Raw genomic sequence first — 21862 nt, forward strand, 5'->3', positions numbered from 1 at the left:
ATCCGGCAATGCCGTCGGATCACGCACGGAAAGAGGGCCTCTGATGTCCGCGCTCGTCGACACCGCTCCGCTCATCGGCCACGTCGTCGGGGGGCAGGTGACGACGCCCGAGGGGTCGCGGACGCAGGACGTGTTCGATCCGGCGACCGGGCAGGTGACTGGACGGGTCCTTCTCGCGGAGCAGGCGGACGTGGATGCCGCGGTCGCGGCGGCCGTCGTGGCCGCGGAGAGCTGGTCGCAGGAGCCCGTCGCCAAGCGGACCGCCGTGCTGTTCGCACTGCGGGAGCAGATCGTCCAGCACACCGACGAGCTCGCGGCGATCATCACGGCCGAGCACGGCAAGGTGCTGGCGGACAGCCACGGGGAGATCGCCCGCGGCCTGGAGGTCATCGAGTACGCGTGCGGGATGCCGCAGCTGCTCAAGGGCGAGTACACCGACCAGGCGGCCACGGGCGTCGACGTGTTCTCGTTCCGGGAGCCGCTGGGGGTCGTCGCCGGGATCACCCCGTTCAACTTCCCCGCGATGGTGCCGCTGTGGATGGCGCCGATGGCGATCGCGACGGGCAACGCGTTCGTCCTGAAGCCGTCGGAGCGTGACCCGTCGGCAAGCCTGTTCCTGGCCCGCATGTGGAAGGCCGCCGGGCTTCCCGACGGGGTGTTCTCCGTGGTGCAGGGAGACCGGGTGGCCGTCGACGCGCTCCTCACCCACCCCGACATCGCGGCCGTGTCGTTCGTCGGGTCGACGCCGATCGCGCAGCACGTGCACGCGACGGCGACCGCGCACGGCAAGCGGGTGCAGGCCCTCGGCGGCGCGAAGAACCACGCGGTCGTGCTCGCCGACGCGGACCTGGACCTCGCCGCGACGCACCTGACCGGTGCGGCGTTCGGGGCAGCCGGGGAGCGCTGCATGGCGATCTCCGTGGCGGTGGTCGTCGACGACGTCGCCGACGCCCTGCTGGAACGCCTCACCGCCGCGGCGCAGAAGGTCCGCGTCGCACCGGGGAACGACCCGGACTCCGACATGGGCCCGGTCATCACGCGCGCGTCGCAGCTGCGCATCGAGGAGATCGTCACGGACGCCGTCGACAGCGGCGCGTCGGCACCGGTCGACGGTCGCGGTCACACGGTGACCGGTCACGAGGACGGGTTCTTCGTCGGCCCCACCATCCTCGACGGCGTCACGACGGACATGCGCGCGTACGCCGAGGAGATCTTCGGTCCGGTGCTCGTCGTGATCCGGGCGGCGGACCTCGCGGAGGCGATCGCCCTGGTCAACGAGAACCCGTACGGCAACGGCACGGCGATCTTCACGGCCTCCGGCGACGCGGCACGCACGTTCCAGCGTGCCGTGAACGTCGGCATGATCGGCATCAACGTGCCGATCCCCGTGCCCGTCGGGTGGCACTCGTTCGGCGGCTGGAAGAACTCGCTGTTCGGCGAGAGCCACATCTACGGCCCGGAGTCGGTGCGCTTCTACACGCGCGGCAAGGTCGTCACGAGCCGCTGGCCGAGCAGCCCGGCGTCGGCAAAGTTCCACTTCGGCCGCACGACGTCCCACTGACGCAACGTCCGCACTCCTAGGGGTTGAACCCCACAGGAGTGCGGACGTTGATCGGAGGGCGGTGCTTGCGTCCGCACTCGTGGGCGCTGGAACCCGTGGGAGTGCGGACGTTGCGTGCCGCCAGGTCAGGGGACGCGGACGACGATCTTGCCGCGGGTGTGACCCGTCGCGCTCGCGTCGTGGGCGGCGGCTGCGTCGGCCAGGTCGAAGACCTCGGCGACGTCCACCGTCAGCGTGCCGGCGTCGAGCAGGGCCGTGAGGGCGTCGAGGTCCGCCGTGTCGGGGCGGACCCACACGTAGTGGCCGCCCAGCTCGTCGCGGGCGGCGGCGTCGACGATCGACGCGACGGTGCCGCCGTCGGCGAGGAGGGCCTTCGACGTCGCGACGAGGTCGTCCCCGCCGAAGTCGAGGATCACGTCGACACCCTCGGGGGCGAGGGCACGCACGCGGTCGACCAGCCCGTCGCCGTACTCGACCGGCTCCGCACCGAGCCCGCGCAGGTACTCGTGGTTCCGCGCCGATGCGGTGCCGATGACGCGGGCGCCGAGCGTGCGGGCGATCTGCACGGCGAACGCCCCGACGCCGCCGGCTGCGGCGTGCACGAGGACGGTCTGCCCGTCCGTGACACCTGCGCGCAGGATCGTCTGGTACGCGGTGAGACCGGCCAGCGGCACCGCGGCGGCCTCCTCGAACGACAGTGAGGCGGGCTTGCGCGCGAGGGTCCGCACGGGCGCGGCGACGAACTCGGCGAACGTGCCGCCCTGCACCCAGTCGCGACGGACGTACCCGTAGACCTCGTCGCCCACCTGGAGCTCGGGGGTGTCCAGGCCGACGCGCTCGACGACACCGGCCACGTCCCAGCCCGGCACGACGGGGAAGGTCACGTCCATGACGGCGTCGAGGTACCCGGCGCGGACCTTCCAGTCGACGGGGTTGACCGAGGCGGCGCGCACGCGGACCAGCACGCTGTCGGGGCCGACCTTCGGGGTGGGCTGCTCGGTGAGCTCGAGGACGTCGGAGCCGCCGTAGCGGTTGTAGGTGATTGCTCGCATACCTGGCGACAACCAGGCGACCGCGCGTGTTGTTTCCCGTCGTGGCAAACGTCACCTCGCCGCCGACCGCCGTTCATCTGGCTGCCGGAATTCGGACATCCGTCCTGGTCACCCTCGGTGCACACCGACCGAAGGGCCCCTCGATGCCGTACGCACGCCGCACCGTCGCTGCGCTGACCTGCACCGCTCTCCTCTGCGCGGGGCTCGGAGCGACCGCTGCCCAGGCGCACCGGCCGGGTCCGCCCACGAGCGAGACGTTCCACCGGCTCGCCACCTACCCCGTGTACCTGAACCGCCCGGCGGGCACCGCGGTCGCGGACCCGACCGTCGCCGAGATCTCGGCGGTGAGCGAGGACGGCCGGACGTTCATCCACACCGACGCGCTCGCGGGCCGGATCGGCTTCGTCGACATCACGAACCCGGCGAAGCCGCAGGGGCGCGGCACGCTCGACCTGGCGGACCTCGGAGTCGGCGCGCAGGCGGTGCCGACGTCGGTCGCGGTGGTCGGAAGCCACGTGCTGGTGGTCGTCGACACGTCGGAGAGCTTCACGAACCCGTCCGGGCTGCTCGCGGTCGTCGACCTGGCGACGCACGCGCTGGTCCGCACCCTCGACCTCGGGGGCCAGCCGGACTCCATCGCCCTCACACCGGACAAGTCGCACGCCGCGATCGCCATCGAGAACCAGCGCGACGAGGAGGTGAACGACGGCGACCTGCCGCAGCTCCCCGCCGGGTTCCTCCAGCTGGTCGACCTTCCCGGCACCGACCCCGCGACGTGGACCACCCGGGCGGTGCCGCTCACCGCGGAGGCCCTCGCCGGGCTCGACACCCCGCAGGACCCTGAACCCGAGTACGTCGCCGTCGACCCGACGGGCTCCACGGTCGCGGTCACGCTCCAGGAGAACAACGGCGTCGCGCTCGTCGACATCGCGTCGGGCACGGTGACCGGCGCGTTCAGCACCGGGTCCGTCGCGGTCACGGGCATCGACACCGCGAAGGACGGCGTGATCGACCAGACGGGCTCGATCCCGGCGACGCCTCGTGAGCCGGACGCGATCGCGTGGCTCGACGCCACCCACGTCGCGACCGCCAACGAGGGCGACTGGAAGGGCGGCACGCGCGGCTGGTCGGTGTTCGACGTGACCACGGGTGCGGTCGTGTGGGACGCGGGTGCGGAGCTGGAGCGGCTCGCGGTCCGCACCGGTCTGCACAACGAGGACCGTGCGGCCAAGAAGGGTGTCGAGGTCGAGGGGCTCGCGGTCGCGACGCTCGGCGGGCAGCGGTACGCGTTCGTCGGCTCGGAGCGGTCGAACTTCGTCGCGGTGTACGACGTGGACGACGCCGCGCGTCCGCGGTTCGTGCAGGTGCTCGCCACGACGAACGGCCCGGAGGGCATCCTGCCGGTGCCGTCGCGCGACCTGCTGCTGGTCTCCAGCGAGACCGACGACGCGTCGGTCCTGGTCCGCTCGTCGGTGAGCGTCTTCGGGCGCGGCAAGGCGTTCGCGAGGACGGCGGGCACCCAGCGGTTCCCGAGCGTGGTCTCGGCCGACGACGCCGCGGGCAACCCGATCGGCTGGGGTGCGCTCGGTGCGCTGAGCGCGGACCCGACCGACCGCAAGCACCTGTGGGCCGCGACCGACGCGGCGTACAGCACGGCCCGTCTGCTGCGGCTCGACGTGTCCCGCACGCCGGCCGTCATCGACCGCGACGTCGTCGTGACGCAGGGGGGCACGCCGGCGTCGCTGGACATCGAGGGCGTCTCCGCCCGCCGGAAGGGCGGCTTCTGGCTCGGTTCCGAGGGGGCGACGGGAGCGGGCAACGCGCTGGTCCGCACGGACGCGAGGGGGGCGATCCAGCAGACGGTGCAGCTGCCCGCGGACGTCGCGGCCGGCCTCGGGAAGTGGGGTATCGAGGGTGTCGCCGTGAGCGAGGACCGGAAGGGCGAGCACGTGTGGGTCGCACTGCAGCGCCCGTTGACTGGCGAGGGGACCCGCGCGCGGATCGGCCGCTACGACGTCACGACCGGTGCGTGGGCGTGGTTCGGGTACCCGCTGGGCACCACCACGACGCCGGGCGACTGGCTGGGGTTGTCGGAGATCACGGTCGTCGACCACGACACCCTGGCCGTGATCGAGCGCGACAAGCTGAACGGGCCGGACGCCAAGGTCAAGGCCGTCTACACGGTCCAGGTCCCGACCAGGGACCCGGCGCCCGGGACGGTCGGCACGCTGACGAAGACCCTGGTCCGTGACCTCGTCCCCGACCTGCGCGCGACGAACGGGTGGACGCAGGAGAAGCTCGAGGGCCTGACGATCGGGAAGGACGGTCAGGTCTACGCGGTGACCGACAACGACGGGCTCAAGGACGCCACGGGCGAGACGGTCCTGCTGCGGCTGGGCGACGCGTCGAAGGTGTTCAAGGCACCACGCCGGTGACCCGGGCAGGCGATCATGGCGGGGTGTCCACTCCCTACTCCGTCATGGTCGTCTGCACCGGCAACATCTGCCGCTCCCCGATGGCCGAGATCGTGCTCCGTGAGCGGTTCGCCGCCGCGGGTCTGGCCGACCAGGTCGTCGTCGACTCCACGGGCGTCAGCGCCGAGGAGCACGGCAACCCGGTGGACCGCCGGGCCCGTACGGTGCTGCAGCGCCACGGCTACCCGACCGGTGACGGCCACCGGGCACGCCAGGTCGCGGCCGACGACCGGCGCGACCTGGTCCTCGCGATGACGAACGCCCACGCCCGCGCCCTGCGCGGCCTCGACCCGGTGCTGTTCCGGTCCTTCGACCCGGATGCGGTCGGCAGCCTCGACGTCGCGGACCCCTGGTACGGCGGGGCGCAGGACTTCGAGGACTGCCTCGCACAGATCGAGGCGGCCGCCGACGGCATCGTCGACCACGTGCGCAACGATCTGGGGAATGCGCGGCTGCGGCAGAACAGTTGACCGAGGCATGTCCCTCGACGAGACCCCGCTGACCACCCTGCACGGCGACCCCACGACGTTCGGCGAGTACGCGGACAAGGTGAAGCTCGTCGTCAACGTCGCCTCCCGGTGCGGCCTGGCGCCGCAGTACGGGAAGCTCGAGGAGCTCCAGAGGACGTACGGCGACCGCGGCTTCACGGTCCTCGGCTTCCCGAGCAACCAGTTCCTGCAGGAGCTCGGCTCCGAGGAGGCCATCGCGGAGTACTGCTCGACGACGTGGGGCGTGACGTTCCCGATGTTCGAGAAGACCAAGGTCAACGGCCGGTCGCAGCACCCGCTCTACGCGGAGCTGACCAAGACGCCCGACGCGTCCGGCAAGGCCGGGCGGGTCACGTGGAACTTCGAGAAGTTCGTCGTCACCCCCGACGGGTCGGTGCACCGCTTCCGCCCGCAGACCGAGCCGGACGCCCCCGAGATCGTCGAGGTCATCGAGAAGGCACTGCCCGCCTAGAGCCAGCGGTTGCGCCGGAAGGCGCGGTGGAGGACGACGCAGATGCCGCCGATGCCCGCGAGCACGATCCAGAAGCCGAACGGCGAGTGCATGGCCGGCAGGAAGTCGAAGTTCATGCCGTAGAGCCCGGCGATCGCGGTCGGCACCAACGCGATGGCCGCCCACGCCGAGATCTTGCGCATGTCGGAGTTCTGCTGGACCGTCACGCGGTTCTGCTCGACCGTCACCTGCGCGAGGTCGGCCTGCATGACGTTGGTCAGCAGGGCGTCGGCGGCCTCGATGTGCTCCGAGGCGCGCAGCGCGTGGTCCTGCACGTCGCGGAAGTACGGCCGCGCGTAGGCAGGGATGCACGGCACCTCCTCCTCCGCGAGGCGCGTCAGCGGACCCACCAGGGGCACCACGGCACGACGGAACTGCTGGACCTCTCGCTTGAGCTTGTAGATGCGCTCGGCGTGGTCGTGGCCGGGGTCGTCGCCGAACACCTGGTCCTCGATCTCGTCGAGGTCCTCGTCGATCGACGCGGTCACGTCGAGGTACTGGTCGACGGACCGGTCCAGGATCCCGTGCAGCACCGCGGGCGGTCCGTGCAGGAGCATCTCCGGGTCCGCCTCGAGCGCCGCCCGGACCTGTGCGGGAATCGTCGTGTCCCCGTGCCGCACCACGATGACGAACCGGTCGCCCAGGAAGATGGCCAGCTCGCTGACCTCCACCACCTCGACGTGGTCCACGTAGTGCACAGGCTTCACGACGGCGAACGTCACGGCGCCGTACCGCTCCAGCTTGGGCCGCTGGTGCGCGCGGATCGCGTCCTCGATGGCGAGCTCCGGGAGCTCGAACCCCTCCGCGATCGCGTCGAACTCGTCGGCGGTCGGCTCGACCAGCCCGATCCAGATGAACCCGCCCTCCTTCTCGGCCTCACGCAACGCCAGGCGGGGGTCGTCGAGCCGGTGACGGCGCCGGCCGTCGGAGTAGAGCGCGCAGTCGACGATCACAGGTCGAAGGCTAGACCGGGCGGGTCACCGCGCGACACGGCAGACCGGCTCCGACGCGACACCCGTGCGTCACGATGTCCCCATGAAGGTTGCCGCGCGCGCTCACGTCCCCCCGTTCGCCGTGATGGAGATCCTCGCCGCCGCCAACGCACGCCGTGCCGCGGGCGAGGACGTCCTCAACCTGTGCGCGGGCGAGCCGTCGACGGGGGCGTCCGAGGTCGTGCGGCAGCGCGCGATCGACCTGCTCACGAGTGGCGGCGGTCTCGGCTACACCGAGGCGCTCGGCGTCCCGGCGCTGCGGTCGGCGATCGCGCAGCACTACCGCGACCGGTACGACGTCGCGCTCGACCCGCGCCGGGTCGCCGTCACCACCGGCTCCTCCGGGGCGTTCGTCCTCGCGTTCCTCGCGGCCTTCGACGTGGGCGACCGCGTGGCGCTCGCGGTTCCCGGCTACCCCGCGTACGCGAACATCCTGTCCGCGCTCGGGTGCGAGGTCGTGATCGTCCCGTGCGGCCCCGAGACCCGCTACCAGCCGACCGTCGCGCAGCTCGCCGCGCTCGACCCGCCGGTGGAAGGTCTCGTCATCGCCAGCCCGGCCAACCCGACCGGCACGATGATCGACCCTGACGAGCTCGCCGCGCTCGCGGCCTGGTGCGGGAGCACCGGCGTCCGGCTGGTCAGCGACGAGATCTACCACGGCATCACCTACGGCTCCGAGGCGACCGCGACCGCCGCGCACTACCTCGACAGCGGCGCCGTCGTCGTGAACTCGTTCTCCAAGTACTGGGCGATGACCGGGTGGCGGCTCGGCTGGCTGGTCCTCCCGGACGACCTGCTCTCCGTCGTCGACGCGCTCGCCGGCAACGTCGCCCTGTGCCCGCCCGCGCTCGCCCAGCACGCCGGGGTCGCCGCGTTCAGCCCCGACGGGTACGCGGCCGCTCGGCAGAACGTCGAGCGCTACGCCGCCGCCCGCGAGCACCTGCTCGCCCGGCTGCCCGAGCTCGGCTGGTCGCGGATCGCCCCGGCCGACGGCGCGTTCTACCTGTACGGCGACATCTCCGCCAGCGGTCTCGACTCGATCACGTGGTGCGCACGGCTCCTCGACGAGGCCGGCGTGGCCCTGACCCCGGGCACCGACTTCGACCCGGTGGACGGACATCACTGGGTCCGCCTCTCGTTCGCGTCGTCGGTCGCGGTGGTCCGCGAGGCGGTCGACCGCATCGTCGCGTGGCAGAACGGCCTCGCGACCGAGTCCAACCCGGTATGAGTGACGTCCTGACCCGCAGGGCGACACCCAGGTCGGGCTCGTCCGTCGGCTGATCGTCGGGTGTCTGTCGGGTTGGGCGATGGAGGTCATCACGGCCTCCGGCGGGACGTAGGTTGGTCGCGTGCCGCTGCCTGCCCTGGTCCCACCCGGACCGCCGCTGACCCCCGCGCAGGTCGAGCGCGGGTCGCGGCACCTGCTGCTCGCGGAGATCGGCGTCGACGGGCAGCGCCGGCTGCGCAACGCGCGCGTCCTCGTCGTCGGAGCAGGTGGCCTCGGCGCTCCGGTGATCCAGTACCTCGCGGCGGCGGGCGTCGGGACGCTCGGGATCGTCGACGACGACGTGGTCGACGTCAGCAACCTGCAGCGCCAGGTGATCCACGGGACCGCCGACGTGGGTCGCGCGAAGGTCGACAGTGCCCGCGAGACGGTCGCGGCGCTCGACCCGGACATCCGCGTCGTGGCCCACGGCACGCGGCTGACCAGCGAGAACGTCGACGAGATCCTGGGCGGCTACGACGTCGTGGTCGACGGGACCGACAACTTCCCCACCCGCTACCTGGTCAACGACGCGTGCGTGCGCCTGGGCCTGCCGGAGGTCTGGGGGTCGGTGCTGCGGTTCGACGCGCAGACCACCGTCTTCTGGGGCCGGGCCGGGGTGCAGCTGCGCGACCTGTTCCCCACGCCGCCGCGCGACGACGAGGTCCCGTCCTGCGCGGAGGCCGGCGTGCTCGGTGCACTGTGCGGTCAGGTCGGCTCCGTCATGGCCACCGAGGTGGTCAAGCTCCTCACCGGCACCGGCGAGCCGCTGCTCGGCCGTGTGCTCGTCGTCGACGCCCTGCGCGGCCGGTGGACCGAGGTCCCCCTGGTCGGCCGCCCGACAAGAAACCCGACCCTGGAGGCCCCGCCCATGTCCGACGTCCCCGTCGTCACCGCCACCGACCTGGTCCGCCGGCTCGCCGCCCGCGAGGCAGGCACCGACGAGTTCCTGCTCATCGACGTCCGCGAGCCGGCCGAGTACGCCCAGGCCTCGATCCCCGGTGCGATCCTCGTGCCGCTGGGCTCGGTGTTCGACGGCTCGGCACTGGCGGACCTGCCGCGCGACCAGGAGATCGTCGTGCACTGCCAGGTGGGCGCCCGCTCGCTGACCGCCGCGAAGATCCTGCGCGGGGCAGGGTTCGACGCGTCGAACGTCGACGGCGGGATCCTGGCCTGGCTGGACGCGCGCTGACCGTGCGCTCCCTGACGGACCACCGCGCCGCCGCCCTCGCCCTGGCCAGTCCGCTCCCCACGGTCGAGGTGCCGCTCGACGACGCCGACGGGCTCGTCCTCGCCGACGACCTGCGGACCGACGAACCGCTGCCACGCTGGGACAACTCCGCGATGGACGGGTACGCGGTCCGGCACGCCGACGTCTCCGTGCTGCCCGTGACGCTGCGGGTGGTCGCGGACCTGCCGGCCGGGTCCGCCGACGAGCCCGTCGTGGTCGCCGGGTCGGCCGCGCGGATCATGACCGGGGCGCCGGTCCCCGCGGGCGCGGACACGATCGTCCCCGTCGAGCTGACCGACGCCGGCACGGTGACCGTCCTGGTCCGGGACGCCCCGGCGCCGGGCACGCACCTCCGCCGCGCAGGCGAGGACGCCGTCCCCGGAGACGTGGTCGTCGCCGCGGGAACCCTCCTCGGACCCGCCGCCATCGCCGCGGTCGCCTCCCTCGGCCACGCAGGAGTCCGGGTGCACCGCCGGCCACGGGTCGCGGTCGTCTCCACCGGCGACGAGCTCGTACCGCCCGGGTCGCCGCTGCGCCGCGGCCAGATCCCCGACTCCAACTCCTGGCTGCTCGCCGCGGCTGTCCGCGAAGCCGGTGGCGAGGCGGTGCGGATCGGCCCGGTGCCCGACGACGTGGACGCGCTCCGCGACCTGCTGACCGGCCTCGACGTCGACGCGATCGTCACGTCCGGCGGCGTCAGCGTCGGCGCGTACGACGTGGTCAAGGCCGCCCTCGTCGACCAGCCCGACGTCGAGTTCGTCGCCGTCGCGGTCCAGCCCGGCAAGCCGCAGGGCCTGGGCCGGCTTCCCGACGGCACCCCGATCTACACGCTGCCGGGCAACCCGGTGAGCTCGTTCGCGTCGTTCGAGATGTTCGTCCGCCCTGCCCTGCTGCGCATGCGCGGCCTGGCCGACGTCGAACGCCGGACGGTCGTCGCCGTCGCCGACGACGCCTGGACGACGCCGCCCGGCCGCGCACAGCTCATGCCGGTCCGCTGGGTCGGACCCGACCGCGTCGTCCGTGCCACCGCGCGCGGCTCCGGCTCCCACCTCGTCGCCCGTCTCGCGCTCGCCGAAGGGCTCGCCGTCATCCCCGCCGAGATCACGCAGGTCGCCGCCGGCGACCACCTCACCGTCCTGAGAGTGAGCCCATGACCTTCACCCACCTCGACGCAGCCGGGCACGCCCGCATGGTCGACGTCACCGCCAAGCAGCCCACCGTCCGCGCCGCCACCGCCAGCGGACGCGTCGAGTGCGGGCCCGCGGTGGTCGCGGCCCTGCGCGACGGAGCCGTCCCGAAGGGCGACGTCCTGGCGGTCGCCCGCATCGCCGGGATCGCCGCCGCCAAGGCCACCCCGTCGCTCCTCCCGCTCGCGCACGTCATCGGCGTGCACGGCGTCGTCGTCGACCTCGACATCACCGACACCGGCGTCACCATCACCGCCACCGTCCGCACCGCCGACCGCACCGGCGTCGAGATGGAGGCGCTCACCGCCGTCTCGGTCGCCGCGCTGGCGGTCGTCGACATGGTCAAGGGCCTCGACAAGTCCGTCCGCATCGCCGGCGTGCAGCTGGAGGCGAAGTCCGGCGGCCGCTCGGGCGACTGGCGGCGGGACGCGTGACCGGACCGGGTGGCGACGCGGTGCGTCGCGAGTTCGACGCGGTCGTGCTCGCCGGTGGTCGTGCTCGTCGGCTCGGCGGCGCGAGCAAGCCCGACGTCGAGGTCGGCGGTACCGCCCTGCTCGACCACGCGCTCGCCGCCGTCGCCGGCGCATCCCACGTGGTCGTCGTCGGACCGCCCCAGGTGGCGCGGCCAGGGATCGGGACGGTGCTGGAGGACCCGCCGGACGGCGGACCCGTCGCCGGCCTGGCGGCAGGGCTCGACGCGCTCCCCGCCGACGGCCCGGACCTCGTCGTGGTCCTCGCGTGCGACGTCCCCGGCGCGGGCCGGGTCCTGCCCACCCTGCTCGCCACCGCCGATGCACCCGTCGTGGACGGCGCCCGCATGGTCGGCGCCGGCGGTCGAGCGCAGCACCTGGTCGCCGTGTACCGGCGCACGTCTCTGCGCGAGGCGCTCGACCGGCTCCCGGCCGTGCACGGCGCCGCGATGCACAGGCTCGTCGACGGCCTGCGGCTCGTCGACGTCGTCGACGACGAGGGCGCGACCGCCGACGCCGACACCTGGGAGGACGTGCAGTCCCTCGACGCCGCGCTCAGTGACAGGATCGACCCATGACCGACGACCCCCGCCGCGCCCCTGGCGCAGACCTGCCGGAGTGGATCGACCAGATCACGACCGCGCTCGGCGTCGAGCGGGAGCTCGTCGACATCGACCGGCTGCTCCAGGTGTCCGCCGACGTCGCCCACCAGGTGGCCCGCCCTGCCGTCCCGGTGACGATGTTCGTCGCCGGTCTGGCTGCCGCGAGCTCCAACCCGTCCGACGTCCTCGCCTGGATCGAGGCGCGCGCGGCCGCGTGGACCGCCGAGCAGTGATCACGGTCCGCTACTTCGCCGCCGCTGCGGAGGCTGCCGGGGTCGACACCGAGCAGCTGCCCGCGGGTTCGGCCGCGCAGGTCCGCACCGCGATGGTCGCCGCGCACGGCGCCGCGCTGGACCGGGTGCTCGGCCGGTGCTCCCTGCTCGCCGACGGAACGCGCGTCGACGGCGACGACCCGGTGCCCGCCGGGGCGACCCTGGACGTGCTGCCCCCGTTCGCGGGGGGCTGAGTCAGCCGCCGATCGCGCTCATCGGGCGGTCCGGCTGCAGGAAGCTCGGGTCGTCGATGTCGTGACCGGCCTTCTTGCCCGCCAGGCAGCGCCGGTACGCATCAGCCAGGGCGGTGTCGACGTCGGCCGGGGTCCGCTCGTGCCGTGCGGGGGCCGATGAGCCGATGCGGAGCGCCTGGGCGGGGCCGACCCCGATCTCGGCAGGCGGCTCTGCGGTTCCCCGCAGCAGGTCCCGCACGTTCGTCTCCGTCTGGGAGAACAGGCACGCGCGCAGCTGACCGTCGGCGGTGAGTCGCAGCCGGTCGCAGGCGCCGCAGAACGGCTGGGTGACCGACGCGATGACGCCGACGGTCGCAGGGCCGCCGTCGACGGTCCAGAGCTCGGCGGGCGCGGCGCCACGGCCGGGGACCTCCTCGAGCCGGAACGACGCGCGCAGCCGCGAGAGGATCTCCGCCTGCGTCACCATCTGCTTGCGGTCCCAGGTGTGGCCGGCGTCCAGAGGCATCTGCTCGATGAACCGCATCTGGTAGCCCCGGTCGACGGCGAACCGCGTCAGCGCGACGACCTCGTCGTCGTTGACGCCGCGCATGGCGACGGCGTTGATCTTCACGGGGTGCAGCCCGGCGGCGTCGGCGGCGGCGATCCCGGCGAGGGTCTCGACGAGCTTGTCGCGTCGCGTCAGCTCCAGGAACTTCGCGCGGTCGAGCGTGTCCAGGCTGATGTTCACACGGGACAGCCCGGCGTCCTTGAGGTCCGACGCGAGCCCCGGGAGGCGCAGCGCGTTCGTCGTCAGGGACACCTCGGGGCTCCCGCCGGGTCCGCTCAGGGCGGTGAGCCGACGGACGACGTCCACGATGTCGACGCGCAGGAGCGGCTCGCCGCCGGTCAGCCGGATCTCGGTGATGCCGAGCGAGACGCCGACGCGCGCGACGTGCACGATCTCCTCGGTGCTGAGCATGGTCGAGCGCGCGAGCCACGGCACGCCGTCGGCGGGCATGCAGTACGTGCAGCGCAGCGAGCACCGGTCGGTCAGCGAGATCCGCAGGTCGCGGTGCACGCGCCCGAACCGGTCGACCAGCTGCTCACTCATCACAGACCCACCCATACGTGCGAACCGTCCTCGAGGACCTCACGCTTCCACACCGGCAGCTCGGCCTTGACCGTCTCGACGAGAGCGCGGCACACGTCGAACGCCTCGGCCCGGTGCGCGGTGGACACAGCGGCGACGATCGCAGCCTCTCCGACGGCGAGGTGCCCGGTGCGGTGGCTGACGGCGATCCCGATGACGTCCTCCGACGCGGCAGCGGCCGACGCGAGGCGTTCGAGCACAGCTTGCGCGTCCGGGTGCGCGGTGTAGTCCAGCCCCACCACACGTCCCTCGACCGAGGGGTCGTGGTCCCGGACCAGCCCGACGAAGGTGGCGACCGCCCCGGCCCGCGGATCATTCACATGTTCCACGTGAAACTGCAGGTCGAGGGCTTGTTCGACGACGCGCGCAATCATCGGTGATCCCCTCCGGACACCTGGTCGAGCACGTGCCCGACGAGCGGGAGCAGCACGTCGAGACCGTCGCGGACGCCCCCGGGCGAGCCCGGCAGGTTGACGACGAGCGTGCCGGTCTCGGTCACCCCGGCGAGACCGCGCGAGAGGACGGCCGTCGGGACGGTCGCGGCACCCTCGCGCCGGAGCAGCTCCGCGATCCCGGGCAGGTGCCGGTCGATCACGGGGAGCGTGCCCTCGGGGGTCCGGTCGCGCGGGCCGACGCCGGTCCCTCCGGACGTGACCACCAGCCGGGCGCCGGCGTCGAGAGCCGCTCGGAGCGCCGACTCCACCGACCCCGACCCGTCCGGCACGACCACGACGTCCGACACCGTGAACCCCGCGGCGACCAGCTTCTCGGCCGCGGCGGGACCGGAGCGGTCCTCGCGCTCGCCGGCTGCGGACCGGTCGGACACGACGACGACCGCGGCCAGGAGAGGCGGTGACGTCTGCACCCGGCCAATGTACGCACGGCCGACGCGCGACGACCGGGCGGCCTGCACGCTGGACAGCGGGGACGCGCGGACACGGCCTGCGCCCTGGACATCGCCGGGTACGCTGGCCCCACAACTTCACACGCTGCTCGAACCGCGGCGGGAGAGCTCCCGCGCAACGTGCGGGACGCCGAAGGAGCAACCCTCCCCGGGAATCTCTCAGGCCCCTGTACCGCCACGGCGAGGCAACTCTGGAAAGCGGACCGGCTCCCTCCAGGAGCAGGTCCCACCGACGGTGCAAGCCGGCGCGCCCCGACAGGCGGACCGGCAAAACTCTCAGGTCGCGCGTACCCATCCGCGTAATGACAGAGCGGGGAGCCCACCCACCGTCCCGGCACGTCCGGACGACCCCAGCGGAGCAGCCCGTGACCACCGATCTGAGCCAGTTGCACGACGCCGTCGTGAGCGGCGTCCCTGCCATCCACCTGGACACGTCGTCCGACGCCGTGCCGTTCACCAGCGTCGAGCACACCCCTGCCGCGGAGGTCTTCGCGGACCGGCACATCGGGCCGCGGGGCGGCGAGACGGCGCACATGCTGTCGGTCGTCGGGTATCCGGACCTCGACGCGCTCGTCGACGCGGCCGTTCCCGCGAGCATCCGCACGGGCCGACCGCTGGACCTGCCCGCCGCGCGATCCGAGGAGGAGGTGCTCGCGGCGCTGCGCACCATCGCGGGCCGCAACCGCGTGATGACGCAGATGATCGGCCAGGGCTACTCCGACACGATCACGCCGGCGGTCATCCGTCGCAACGTCCTCGAGTCGCCCGCCTGGTACACCGCGTACACGCCCTACCAGCCGGAGATCGCGCAGGGCCGACTGGAGGCGCTGCTCAACTTCCAGACGATGGTCACCGACCTCACGGGCCTGGACCTGGCCAACGCGTCGCTCCTCGACGAGGCGACCGCGGTCGCCGAGGCCGTCGCGCTCATGTGGCGTGCGGCCCGCGGCAAGGCCGGCACCGTGGTGCTCGACGCGGACCTGTTCGGCCAGTCGCTGGCTGTCACGCTCGGTCGCGCGGAGGCGATCGGTCTGCCGGTCGTGGTCGCGGACCTCACCGCCGGTCTGCCCGAGATCGAGGGCGACCTCATCGGACTCGTCGTGCAGCAGGTCGGTGCGTCGGGTCGCGTCCGTGACCTGCGGGACGTCATCGCGCAGACCAAGGAGCGCGGCGGGCTCGTCACGGTCGCGGCGGACCTGCTCGCCCTCACGCTGCTGACCTCCCCCGGCGAGCTCGGTGCCGACGTCTCGGTCGGCTCCGCGCAGCGCTTCGGTGTCCCGCTGTTCGGTGGCGGGCCGCACGCGGCGTTCATGGCGGTCCGCTCCGGACTGGAGCGGATGCTGCCCGGCCGGCTGGTGGGCGTCTCGATCGACGCCGACGGGGCCCGCGCCTACCGGCTCGCGCTGCAGACCCGTGAGCAGCACATCCGTCGCGAGAAGGCGACGAGCAACATCTGCACCGCGCAGGCCCTGCTGGCGATCGTGGCGTCGATGTACGCGGTCTACCACGGTCCCGACGGCCTGCGGGCCATCGGCGAGCGGGTGCACGCGCACGCCGCCGGTCTGGCCGAGCTGCTGACCGGCATCGGGGTCACGGTCGAGCACGACACGTTCTTCGACACGGTGCGCACGGTCGTCCCCGGCACGGCCCGTGAGGTCGTCGCGCAGGCCGCCGCCGCGGGTGTGAACCTCTGGGCGCCCGACGACGACCACGTGCAGATCGCGACCGACGAGCGCACGAGCGCGGACCACCTGCTGCGGATCGTGCTGGCGTTCGCGGCGGCGGGGGTCACGACTCTCGACGCCGACGACGACGGCACGTACGCGTTCGGGTTCTCCGGCCTGGGCGACGGCAACGCGCTCCCGGACGCCCTCCGCCGGACGAGCACCTACCTCCAGCACCCTGTGTTCCACCTGCACCGGTCCGAGACCGCGATGCTGCGCTACCTGCGTCGGCTGTCGGACAAGGACCTGGCGCTGGACCGCACGATGATCCCGCTGGGCTCGTGCACCATGAAGCTCAACGCGACGGCGGAGATGGAGCCCATCTCCTGGCCGGAGTTCGCCACCATCCACCCGTACGCCCCCACCGACCAGACCCTCGGCTACGCGGAGCTGGTCACCGAGCTGCAGGACTGGCTGGCGGAGATCACCGGGTACGCCGCGGTGTCGGTCCAGCCGAACGCGGGAAGCCAGGGCGAGCTGGCGGGGCTGCTGGCCATCCACGGGTACCACGCGTCGCGCGGCGACACGCGTGACGTCTGCCTGATCCCGGCGTCCGCGCACGGCACCAACGCGGCCTCGGCGGCGCTCGCGGGGATGCGCGTCGTGGTCGTCGCGACGGCCGCCGACGGCTCGATCGACCTCGACGACCTGCGCGCGAAGCTGGACAAGCACGGCCCCGAGGTCGCCGCGATCATGATCACGTACCCGTCGACGCACGGGGTCTACGAGGAGGGTGTCCGCACCGTCTGCGACCTTGTACACGAGGCCGGTGGGCAGGTGTACATCGACGGCGCCAACCTCAACGCGCTCGTCGGCCTGGCGCGCCCGGGCGAGCTGGGCGGCGACGTGAGCCACCTGAACCTGCACAAGACCTTCTGCATCCCGCACGGCGGCGGAGGTCCGGGCGTCGGACCGGTCGCGGTCGCCGCGCACCTGGCCCCGTTCCTCCCGGGCGACCCGACACCGGCGACCACGGCGCAGAACACGGTGGCTCCGGTCAGCGCAGCGCCCTGGGGCTCGGCGGGCATCCTCCCGATCTCGTGGGCCTACGTCGCGCTCATGGGACCCGACGGCCTGAGGACCGCCACGGAGACCGCCGTCCTCGCGGCGAACTACCTGGCCACGCGCCTGTCCGGCCACTACCCCGTCCTCTACACGGGACCCAACGGGCTGGTCGCGCACGAGTGCATCCTCGACCTGCGGGACATCACCAAGGAGACCGGGGTGACCGCGGAGGACGTCGCCAAGCGCCTCATGGACTACGGCTTCCACGCACCGACCCTCTCGTTCCCGGTGGCCGGCACGCTCATGGTGGAGCCGACCGAGAGCGAGGACCTGGCGGAGCTCGACCGGTTCGTCGACGCCCTGGTGGCCATCCGCGGCGAGATCGACGCCGTCGAAGCGGGTCGCTGGGCCGTCGCGGACTCGCCGCTGCGCAACGCCCCGCACACCGCGGCGTCGGTCAGCACCGACACGTGGGAGCAGGCCTACCCGCGCGAGCTCGCCGCGTTCCCCGTGGCCGCGCTGCGCGAGGGCAAGTACTGGCCGCCGGTCCGCCGGATCGACGGGGCGTACGGCGACCGCAACCTGGTCTGCTCCTGCCCGCCCATCGAGTCCTACGCCGAGTGAAGGAAGCCAAGGAAATGACCGGCAGTGCTGACGACATCCTGTCCCCGCTCCACGACGAGCACGTCGCCCTCGGAGCAGCGCTCACGTCCTTCGCCGGCTGGCAGATGCCTCTGCGCTACACCTCCGACATCGCCGAGCACACCGCGGTCCGCACGGCCGCAGGGCTGTTCGACCTCTCCCACATGGGCGAGATCGGGGTGACCGGACCGGACGCCGGCCGGTTCCTCGACTACGCCCTCGTCGGCAACCTGTCCGGCCTGCGTGTGCTGGGTGCGCGCTACACGATGATCTGCGCCGAGGACGGCGGCGTCGTCGACGACCTGATCGTCTACCGGGACACGGACGACACGTTCCTCGTCGTCGCCAACGCGTCCAACCACGACACGGTGCTCGCCGCGTTCGCCGAGCGGGCCGTGGGGTTCGACGTGACCGTCGAGGACCGCTCGCCGCAGACCGCCCTCGTCGCCGTGCAGGGGCCGCGCGCCCTGGAGATCCTGCGGGCCACCGACGGACTCGCCGAGGCCGGGCACGACGCCGAGACGCTGAAGTACTACGCGGCGATTCCGATGACGTTCGAGGGCAACCCTGTCTTCGTCGCGCGCACCGGCTACACCGGCGAGGACGGGTTCGAGTTCTTCCTCGACGCCGCGCTCGCCCCCGCCCTGTGGCGGGCGTTCCTCGCCGCCGGTGAGCCGTTCGGTCTGGTTCCCGCGGGCCTGTCCGCGCGGGACAGCCTCCGCCTCGAGGCCGGCATGCCGCTCTACGGCAACGAGCTCGACCGCACGACCACCCCCCACGACGCCGGGCTCGGTCGCGTGGTGAAGCTGGACAAGGTCGACGACGAGGGCGACCCGCTCCCGTTCGTCGGCCGCACCGCCCTGGAAGGGCGTGCCCAGTCGGAGCCTGCCCGGGTGCTCGTCGGGCTCGAAGGTCTCGGCCGACGGGCCGCGCGGCACGGCTACCCGGTGCTCATGTCCAGCGCCCAGGACGCCCCGAGGATCGGCACGGTCACCTCCGGTGCGCCCTCGCCGACCCTCGGACACCCCGTCGCGATGGCCTACGTGACCCCCGAGGTGAGCGCTCCCGGCACCGAGCTCGCGGTTGACGTGCGCGGACGCGCCGAGCCCGTCCGGGTGGTTGCTCTTCCCTTCTACCGCCGACACCGGTAGACCAAGCCCTAGAAGAAGTCGACAGGAGCCTCACTCATGACGGAGCTGCCCACCCACCTGCACTACACGGTCGAGCACGAATGGCTGGATGACGGCGCTCCCGCGACCGTCGGCATCACCGGGATCGCGGCTGACGCGCTCGGCGACATCGTCTACCTCGAGCTCCCCGCCGTCGGTGAGGAGATCATCGCCGGCGCGGTCGTCGGCGAGATCGAGTCGACCAAGTCGGTATCGGAGCTGTACTCCCCGGTGTCCGGCACGGTCGTCGAGATCAACCAGGCTGCCGTCGAGGACCCCTCGGTGGTCAACTCCGACCCGTACGGACAGGGTTGGCTGCTGAAGGTCGACGTGGCATCGACCGGTCCGCTGCTCACCGCAGCCGAGTACTCCGCGCAGAACGCCGGCTGAACCACGGCGGCACTGCTCTCGTAGTCCTCGTGTGAGGTGCACCACGCGTTCTGGTCAGCCGTCCGGGTGAAAACCCGCAACTGATCACACGTTCGGCGTATCTGCCGGGGCGACCGGCATTCATTGTGGGTGGCAAGCGCGATCGGGCGCATGGCGGGGGGGAACCCGCGCATGAGGAGATTGCTGGAAGTGGCGTCATGGCTCACGACCAGCCCTCTCTCATCCGGTACGCAGCCCAGAGCGTGGCCCGGACCCCCCGGATCCACGCAGCACACCGGAGGACATCATGAGCATGTTGGAGACGAGCAGGACTGTCGGGCTCACGAACGACGCACTGACGCGCCGCGAGCGGGTCGTGCTGGCGGAGCTCGCCGAGGACGTCACGCTGGAGGAGATCGCGACGCGACTCTTCGTGACGAGGAACACCGTGAAGTCGCAGGTCCGCAGCGTCTACCGCAAGATCGGCGCCTCGACGCGCGCCGAGGCGGTCGCGTGGGCCATCGAGCACGGGATCCGCTGAGCGGGGTCCGACGGCTCCAGAAGGTGGGCCGTCCGCGGAGACGCAGGTCCGTGGCACGCGGGCCTGGCAGACTCACCGCATGAGCTCACCCGTACTCGTCGTGGCCGCAGCCATCGTCGACGACCTGGACGACCCGCGCGAGCTCCTTGCTGCGCGGCGGGCGGTCCCGGCGCGTCTGGCCGGCCGGTGGGAGTTCCCGGGTGGGAAGGTCGACGGCGACGAGTCCCCCGAGGATGCCCTGCACCGCGAGATCCGCGAGGAGCTCGGCGTGCGGGTCGGTCTCGGCGACGAGGTCGTCGGGCCTGACGGCGGTGTGTGGCGGCTGTCCGACGACTACGTGATGCGCATCTGGCTGGCGGAGGTCGTCGAGGGCACGCCGGAGCCGCTCGTCGAGCACGACGAGCTGCGGTGGCTTGCACCGCACCAGTGGCACGACGTGCCCTGGCTGGATGCGGACGTCCGCATCGTCGACCGGCTGGCGAGCCTGTCGGTCCGCCTCAGCTGATCCGCTCCTTCGAGCACCCCGGCCTCTCCGGTGCGGGGTGCTGCTGCGTCACCAGCGGTGGTTGCCGTTCTTCATGCACGTCTGCCCGGTCCCGCGGCAGTAGCTGCACTCCCCGGACCAGCGCTTGCGGCCGGCTCCGTCGCAGCGCTCGCAGACCTGCACCGCCGAGCTGCACTCATCGCACTTCACCACGTCGATCTCCCATGACTTCGTTGTACAGGCGTGGGCCTTTTCGTGGGCTCCGTACGGTGTGATCGGCACGCGCCCTGGGTGGACATGAGCCCTCGGGCGGCGTGTCTTGGTCACGAAAAGGTTGCGACGTGCTCCAGGGCGCAGGCGAGACGACCCACGGCGTCGGTCAGGGTCGCCGTCGACGCGGCCAGGTTGAGGCGCACGAAGCCGGTTCCCTCGGCCCCGAAGGTGGGACCGGGGTTGAGCGCGAGCCGGCCGCGCTGCAGGGCGAGGCGCGCCGGGTCCGCGCCCGTGCGGACCGACTCGAGCGCGCGCAGGTCGATCCAGGCGAAGTACGTCGCCTCCGGCGGTGACCAGGCGGCGGTCGGCACCTGCTCGGCGAGCAGGTCCGCGAACAGCTGCTGGTTCTGCCGCAGGCCGTCGAGGACCTCGTCCAGCCAGGCGCCGCACTCCTCGTAGGCAGTGCGCTGGGCGAGGGCACCGAGGTGCGTGACGCCGTTGCCGACGACGTCGGGGAGTCGGGCGAGGTCGGCCACCGCGTCGGGCCCGGGCACGGCGACCGCTGCCCGCAGACCCGCCAGGTTGAACGCCTTGGACGCCGAGTGCAGGGCGATCGCGGCGGGGATCACCGTCGTCGTCGGCACGAACCGGGCGTCGGGGACGAGCACGAGCGGCGCGTGGATCTCGTCGGCGACCACCCGGACGCCGTGGCGGGTGGCCAGCTCGCCGACCGCACGCAGCTCGTCGGCGGTGTGCAGCGTGCCCGTGGGGTTGTGCGGGTGGCAGAGCAGGTACGCGCCGCGGCGGCCCGTGGCGGTGGCCTCGCCGAACGCCCGGTCGAGGGACTCCAGGTCGAGCCGCTCGCCCGGACCCAGCGGGGCGGTGAGCAGCCGGCGGTCCGCGTGTGCGACGAACGCCGCGAACGGCGGGTACACCGGCGGGCTGATGACGACGGCGTCGCCCGGGTCGGTGACCAGCCGCAGGAGCTCGACCGCGCCCAGCATCACGTCGGGGACCAGGCGCGTCGCGGCGACGTCCACCGTCCAGTCCCACCGGTCGGCCGCGAACCCCGCCATCGCCTCGGCGTAGGCGCTGCCGGCCGGGTACCCGGTGTCGCCCAGCCGCATCGCGTCGGTGACGGCCCGGACCACCGGCTCCGGCTGCGGCACGTCCATCTCCGCGACGAACAGCGGCAGCACGTCCGGCGGGTAGTGCCGCCACTTCTCGCTGGTCCGTCGGCGCAGCTGGTCGAGGGGCACGGTGTCGAAGATCGTCACGCGACCGACCCTAGGACGGACGGGGCTGCGGGACACCTGCGTCGACGACCGTCACCCGTCCGACCCCTGGACGCACGACAGCCCCGGGCGCCTGAGGCGTCCGGGGC

Annotated in this window: 22 protein-coding genes and 1 riboswitch; of the genes, 16 read left to right on the forward strand and 6 right to left on the reverse strand. The window is 72.7% G+C overall.

Translation table 11 applies throughout. The annotated features are described in order from the left end of the window. Nucleotides 1-43: 43 nt before the first annotated feature. Nucleotides 44-1561: a CoA-acylating methylmalonate-semialdehyde dehydrogenase gene (locus tag ASF78_RS10620; protein ID WP_056588715.1), complete on the forward strand. Its 1518-nt coding sequence runs from the start codon at nucleotides 44-46 to the stop codon at nucleotides 1559-1561. A 125-nt stretch (nucleotides 1562-1686) separates the two neighbouring features. On the opposite strand, the gene ASF78_RS10625 is transcribed toward ASF78_RS10620, so the two are convergent. Continuing rightward, the gene (locus ASF78_RS10625; protein ID WP_056588718.1) at nucleotides 1687-2613 is read right to left on the reverse strand and encodes an NADP-dependent oxidoreductase; all 927 of its coding nucleotides are present in this window, start codon (nucleotides 2611-2613) and stop codon (nucleotides 1687-1689) included. 143 nt (nucleotides 2614-2756) lie between these two features. Between ASF78_RS10625 and ASF78_RS10630 the strand changes: the two genes are divergently transcribed. From ASF78_RS10630 to ASF78_RS10640, 3 genes are read left to right on the forward strand one after another with little or no spacing between them, the layout of a single operon-like run. Further along, nucleotides 2757-5048, forward strand: a complete 2292-nt coding sequence (locus tag ASF78_RS10630; protein WP_056588721.1) for an esterase-like activity of phytase family protein — start codon at nucleotides 2757-2759, stop codon at nucleotides 5046-5048. 44 nt (nucleotides 5049-5092) lie between these two features. Further along, nucleotides 5093-5557 carry a low molecular weight protein-tyrosine-phosphatase gene (locus ASF78_RS10635; RefSeq protein ID WP_056588724.1) on the forward strand — a complete coding sequence of 155 codons (465 nt, stop codon included), beginning with the start codon at nucleotides 5093-5095 and terminating at the stop codon, nucleotides 5555-5557. Nucleotides 5558-5564: 7 nt separating this feature from the next. Continuing rightward, a complete protein-coding gene (locus ASF78_RS10640) occupies nucleotides 5565-6047 on the forward strand; it encodes a glutathione peroxidase (RefSeq protein ID WP_056588727.1) in 483 nt (160 codons plus the stop codon). Here the strand turns inward: ASF78_RS10640 and ASF78_RS10645 are convergent. Continuing rightward, nucleotides 6044-7039: a magnesium and cobalt transport protein CorA gene (locus ASF78_RS10645; protein ID WP_056588729.1), complete on the reverse strand. Its 996-nt coding sequence runs from the start codon at nucleotides 7037-7039 to the stop codon at nucleotides 6044-6046. The genes ASF78_RS10640 and ASF78_RS10645 overlap by 4 nt on opposite strands. 82 nt (nucleotides 7040-7121) lie before the next feature. On the opposite strand from ASF78_RS10645, the gene ASF78_RS10650 reads away from it, so the two are divergent. The 7 genes from ASF78_RS10650 (at nucleotide 7122) to ASF78_RS10680 (ending at nucleotide 12298) form a co-directional block, all read left to right on the forward strand. Continuing rightward, nucleotides 7122-8306 carry an aminotransferase class I/II-fold pyridoxal phosphate-dependent enzyme gene (locus ASF78_RS10650; RefSeq protein ID WP_056588732.1) on the forward strand — a complete coding sequence of 395 codons (1185 nt, stop codon included), beginning with the start codon at nucleotides 7122-7124 and terminating at the stop codon, nucleotides 8304-8306. 121 nt (nucleotides 8307-8427) lie between these two features. Beyond that, nucleotides 8428-9534, forward strand: a complete 1107-nt coding sequence (gene moeB, locus ASF78_RS10655) for a molybdopterin-synthase adenylyltransferase MoeB (RefSeq protein ID WP_056588735.1) — start codon at nucleotides 8428-8430, stop codon at nucleotides 9532-9534. A 2-nt stretch (nucleotides 9535-9536) separates the two neighbouring features. Beyond that, the gene (gene glp / locus ASF78_RS10660) at nucleotides 9537-10727 is read left to right on the forward strand and encodes a gephyrin-like molybdotransferase Glp (RefSeq protein WP_056588738.1); all 1191 of its coding nucleotides are present in this window, start codon (nucleotides 9537-9539) and stop codon (nucleotides 10725-10727) included. Then, nucleotides 10724-11194, forward strand: coding sequence for a cyclic pyranopterin monophosphate synthase MoaC (gene moaC, locus ASF78_RS10665; protein WP_056588741.1), 471 nt, complete (start codon nucleotides 10724-10726; stop codon nucleotides 11192-11194). The genes glp and moaC overlap by 4 nt, the downstream gene beginning before the upstream one ends. Further along, the gene (locus tag ASF78_RS10670) at nucleotides 11191-11808 is read left to right on the forward strand and encodes a molybdenum cofactor guanylyltransferase (RefSeq protein ID WP_235518529.1); all 618 of its coding nucleotides are present in this window, start codon (nucleotides 11191-11193) and stop codon (nucleotides 11806-11808) included. Before moaC ends, ASF78_RS10670 begins: the two co-directional genes overlap by 4 nt. Next, the gene (locus ASF78_RS10675) at nucleotides 11805-12065 is read left to right on the forward strand and encodes a DUF6457 domain-containing protein (RefSeq protein WP_056588744.1); all 261 of its coding nucleotides are present in this window, start codon (nucleotides 11805-11807) and stop codon (nucleotides 12063-12065) included. The genes ASF78_RS10670 and ASF78_RS10675 overlap by 4 nt, the downstream gene beginning before the upstream one ends. After that, nucleotides 12047-12298, forward strand: coding sequence for a MoaD/ThiS family protein (locus ASF78_RS10680; protein ID WP_056588746.1), 252 nt, complete (start codon nucleotides 12047-12049; stop codon nucleotides 12296-12298). The genes ASF78_RS10675 and ASF78_RS10680 overlap by 19 nt, the downstream gene beginning before the upstream one ends. Before the next feature lies 1 nt (nucleotide 12299). Here ASF78_RS10680 and moaA read toward each other — a convergent pair whose 3' ends face one another. Genes moaA through ASF78_RS10695 form a run of 3 tightly spaced genes read right to left on the reverse strand, consistent with a single transcriptional unit; the run spans nucleotide 12300 to nucleotide 14292 of the window. Further along, nucleotides 12300-13388 (reverse strand): GTP 3',8-cyclase MoaA, encoded by a 1089-nt coding sequence (gene moaA / locus ASF78_RS10685; RefSeq protein WP_200940585.1) that lies wholly within the window; start codon nucleotides 13386-13388, stop codon nucleotides 12300-12302. Next, a complete protein-coding gene (locus ASF78_RS10690) occupies nucleotides 13388-13801 on the reverse strand; it encodes a molybdenum cofactor biosynthesis protein MoaE (protein WP_056588752.1) in 414 nt (137 codons plus the stop codon). Before ASF78_RS10690 ends, moaA begins: the two co-directional genes overlap by 1 nt. Then, nucleotides 13798-14292, reverse strand: a complete 495-nt coding sequence (locus ASF78_RS10695; protein WP_056588755.1) for a molybdenum cofactor biosynthesis protein B — start codon at nucleotides 14290-14292, stop codon at nucleotides 13798-13800. Before ASF78_RS10695 ends, ASF78_RS10690 begins: the two co-directional genes overlap by 4 nt. Before the next feature lie 129 nt (nucleotides 14293-14421). Beyond that, a riboswitch (glycine riboswitch) is annotated at nucleotides 14422-14516 on the forward strand. 240 nt (nucleotides 14517-14756) lie between these two features. Here ASF78_RS10695 and gcvP point away from each other — a divergent pair. From gcvP to ASF78_RS10720, 5 genes are all read left to right on the forward strand, one after another. Then, nucleotides 14757-17684, forward strand: a complete 2928-nt coding sequence (gene gcvP, locus ASF78_RS10700; protein ID WP_369816336.1) for an aminomethyl-transferring glycine dehydrogenase — start codon at nucleotides 14757-14759, stop codon at nucleotides 17682-17684. Nucleotides 17685-17698: 14 nt separating this feature from the next. Beyond that, nucleotides 17699-18853 carry a glycine cleavage system aminomethyltransferase GcvT gene (gene gcvT, locus ASF78_RS10705; RefSeq protein ID WP_056588758.1) on the forward strand — a complete coding sequence of 385 codons (1155 nt, stop codon included), beginning with the start codon at nucleotides 17699-17701 and terminating at the stop codon, nucleotides 18851-18853. Nucleotides 18854-18889: 36 nt separating this feature from the next. Further along, nucleotides 18890-19261 carry a glycine cleavage system protein GcvH gene (gene gcvH / locus ASF78_RS10710; protein WP_056588761.1) on the forward strand — a complete coding sequence of 124 codons (372 nt, stop codon included), beginning with the start codon at nucleotides 18890-18892 and terminating at the stop codon, nucleotides 19259-19261. A gap of 286 nt (nucleotides 19262-19547) precedes the next feature. After that, complete coding sequence (locus ASF78_RS10715; RefSeq protein WP_056588764.1) at nucleotides 19548-19781, forward strand: LuxR C-terminal-related transcriptional regulator; 234 nt, start codon at nucleotides 19548-19550, stop codon at nucleotides 19779-19781. 79 nt (nucleotides 19782-19860) lie between these two features. Next, a complete protein-coding gene (locus tag ASF78_RS10720) occupies nucleotides 19861-20286 on the forward strand; it encodes a (deoxy)nucleoside triphosphate pyrophosphohydrolase (RefSeq protein WP_056588768.1) in 426 nt (141 codons plus the stop codon). 302 nt (nucleotides 20287-20588) lie between these two features. Here ASF78_RS10720 and ASF78_RS10725 read toward each other — a convergent pair whose 3' ends face one another. Beyond that, complete coding sequence (locus tag ASF78_RS10725) at nucleotides 20589-21755, reverse strand: MalY/PatB family protein (protein ID WP_056588771.1); 1167 nt, start codon at nucleotides 21753-21755, stop codon at nucleotides 20589-20591. Between the last annotated feature and the right edge of the window lie 107 nt (nucleotides 21756-21862).

It is taken from the genome of Cellulomonas sp. Leaf334 (assembly GCF_001424195.1).
Classification (GTDB): domain Bacteria; phylum Actinomycetota; class Actinomycetes; order Actinomycetales; family Cellulomonadaceae; genus Cellulomonas.

Bases quoted from the DNA above. Each gene is read 5' to 3' on its own strand.
- gcvH (WP_056588761.1), top strand. From the start codon at position 18,890: ATGACGGAGCTGCCCACCCACCTGCACTACACGGTCGAGCACGAATGG.
- moaC (WP_056588741.1), top strand. From the start codon at position 10,724: ATGACCTTCACCCACCTCGACGCAGCCGGGCACGCCCGCATGGTCGAC.
- ASF78_RS10630 (WP_056588721.1), top strand. From the start codon at position 2,757: ATGCCGTACGCACGCCGCACCGTCGCTGCGCTGACCTGCACCGCTCTC.
- ASF78_RS10675 (WP_056588744.1), top strand. From the start codon at position 11,805: ATGACCGACGACCCCCGCCGCGCCCCTGGCGCAGACCTGCCGGAGTGG.
- ASF78_RS10720 (WP_056588768.1), top strand. From the start codon at position 19,861: ATGAGCTCACCCGTACTCGTCGTGGCCGCAGCCATCGTCGACGACCTG.
- ASF78_RS10620 (WP_056588715.1), top strand. From the start codon at position 44: ATGTCCGCGCTCGTCGACACCGCTCCGCTCATCGGCCACGTCGTCGGG.
- ASF78_RS10715 (WP_056588764.1), top strand. From the start codon at position 19,548: ATGAGCATGTTGGAGACGAGCAGGACTGTCGGGCTCACGAACGACGCA.
- ASF78_RS10640 (WP_056588727.1), top strand. From the start codon at position 5,565: ATGTCCCTCGACGAGACCCCGCTGACCACCCTGCACGGCGACCCCACG.
- gcvT (WP_056588758.1), top strand. From the start codon at position 17,699: ATGACCGGCAGTGCTGACGACATCCTGTCCCCGCTCCACGACGAGCAC.
- ASF78_RS10625 (WP_056588718.1), bottom strand. From the start codon at position 2,613: ATGCGAGCAATCACCTACAACCGCTACGGCGGCTCCGACGTCCTCGAG.
- ASF78_RS10650 (WP_056588732.1), top strand. From the start codon at position 7,122: ATGAAGGTTGCCGCGCGCGCTCACGTCCCCCCGTTCGCCGTGATGGAG.
- ASF78_RS10690 (WP_056588752.1), bottom strand. From the start codon at position 13,801: ATGATTGCGCGCGTCGTCGAACAAGCCCTCGACCTGCAGTTTCACGTG.
- moaA (WP_200940585.1), bottom strand. From the start codon at position 13,388: ATGAGTGAGCAGCTGGTCGACCGGTTCGGGCGCGTGCACCGCGACCTG.
- ASF78_RS10635 (WP_056588724.1), top strand. From the start codon at position 5,093: ATGGTCGTCTGCACCGGCAACATCTGCCGCTCCCCGATGGCCGAGATC.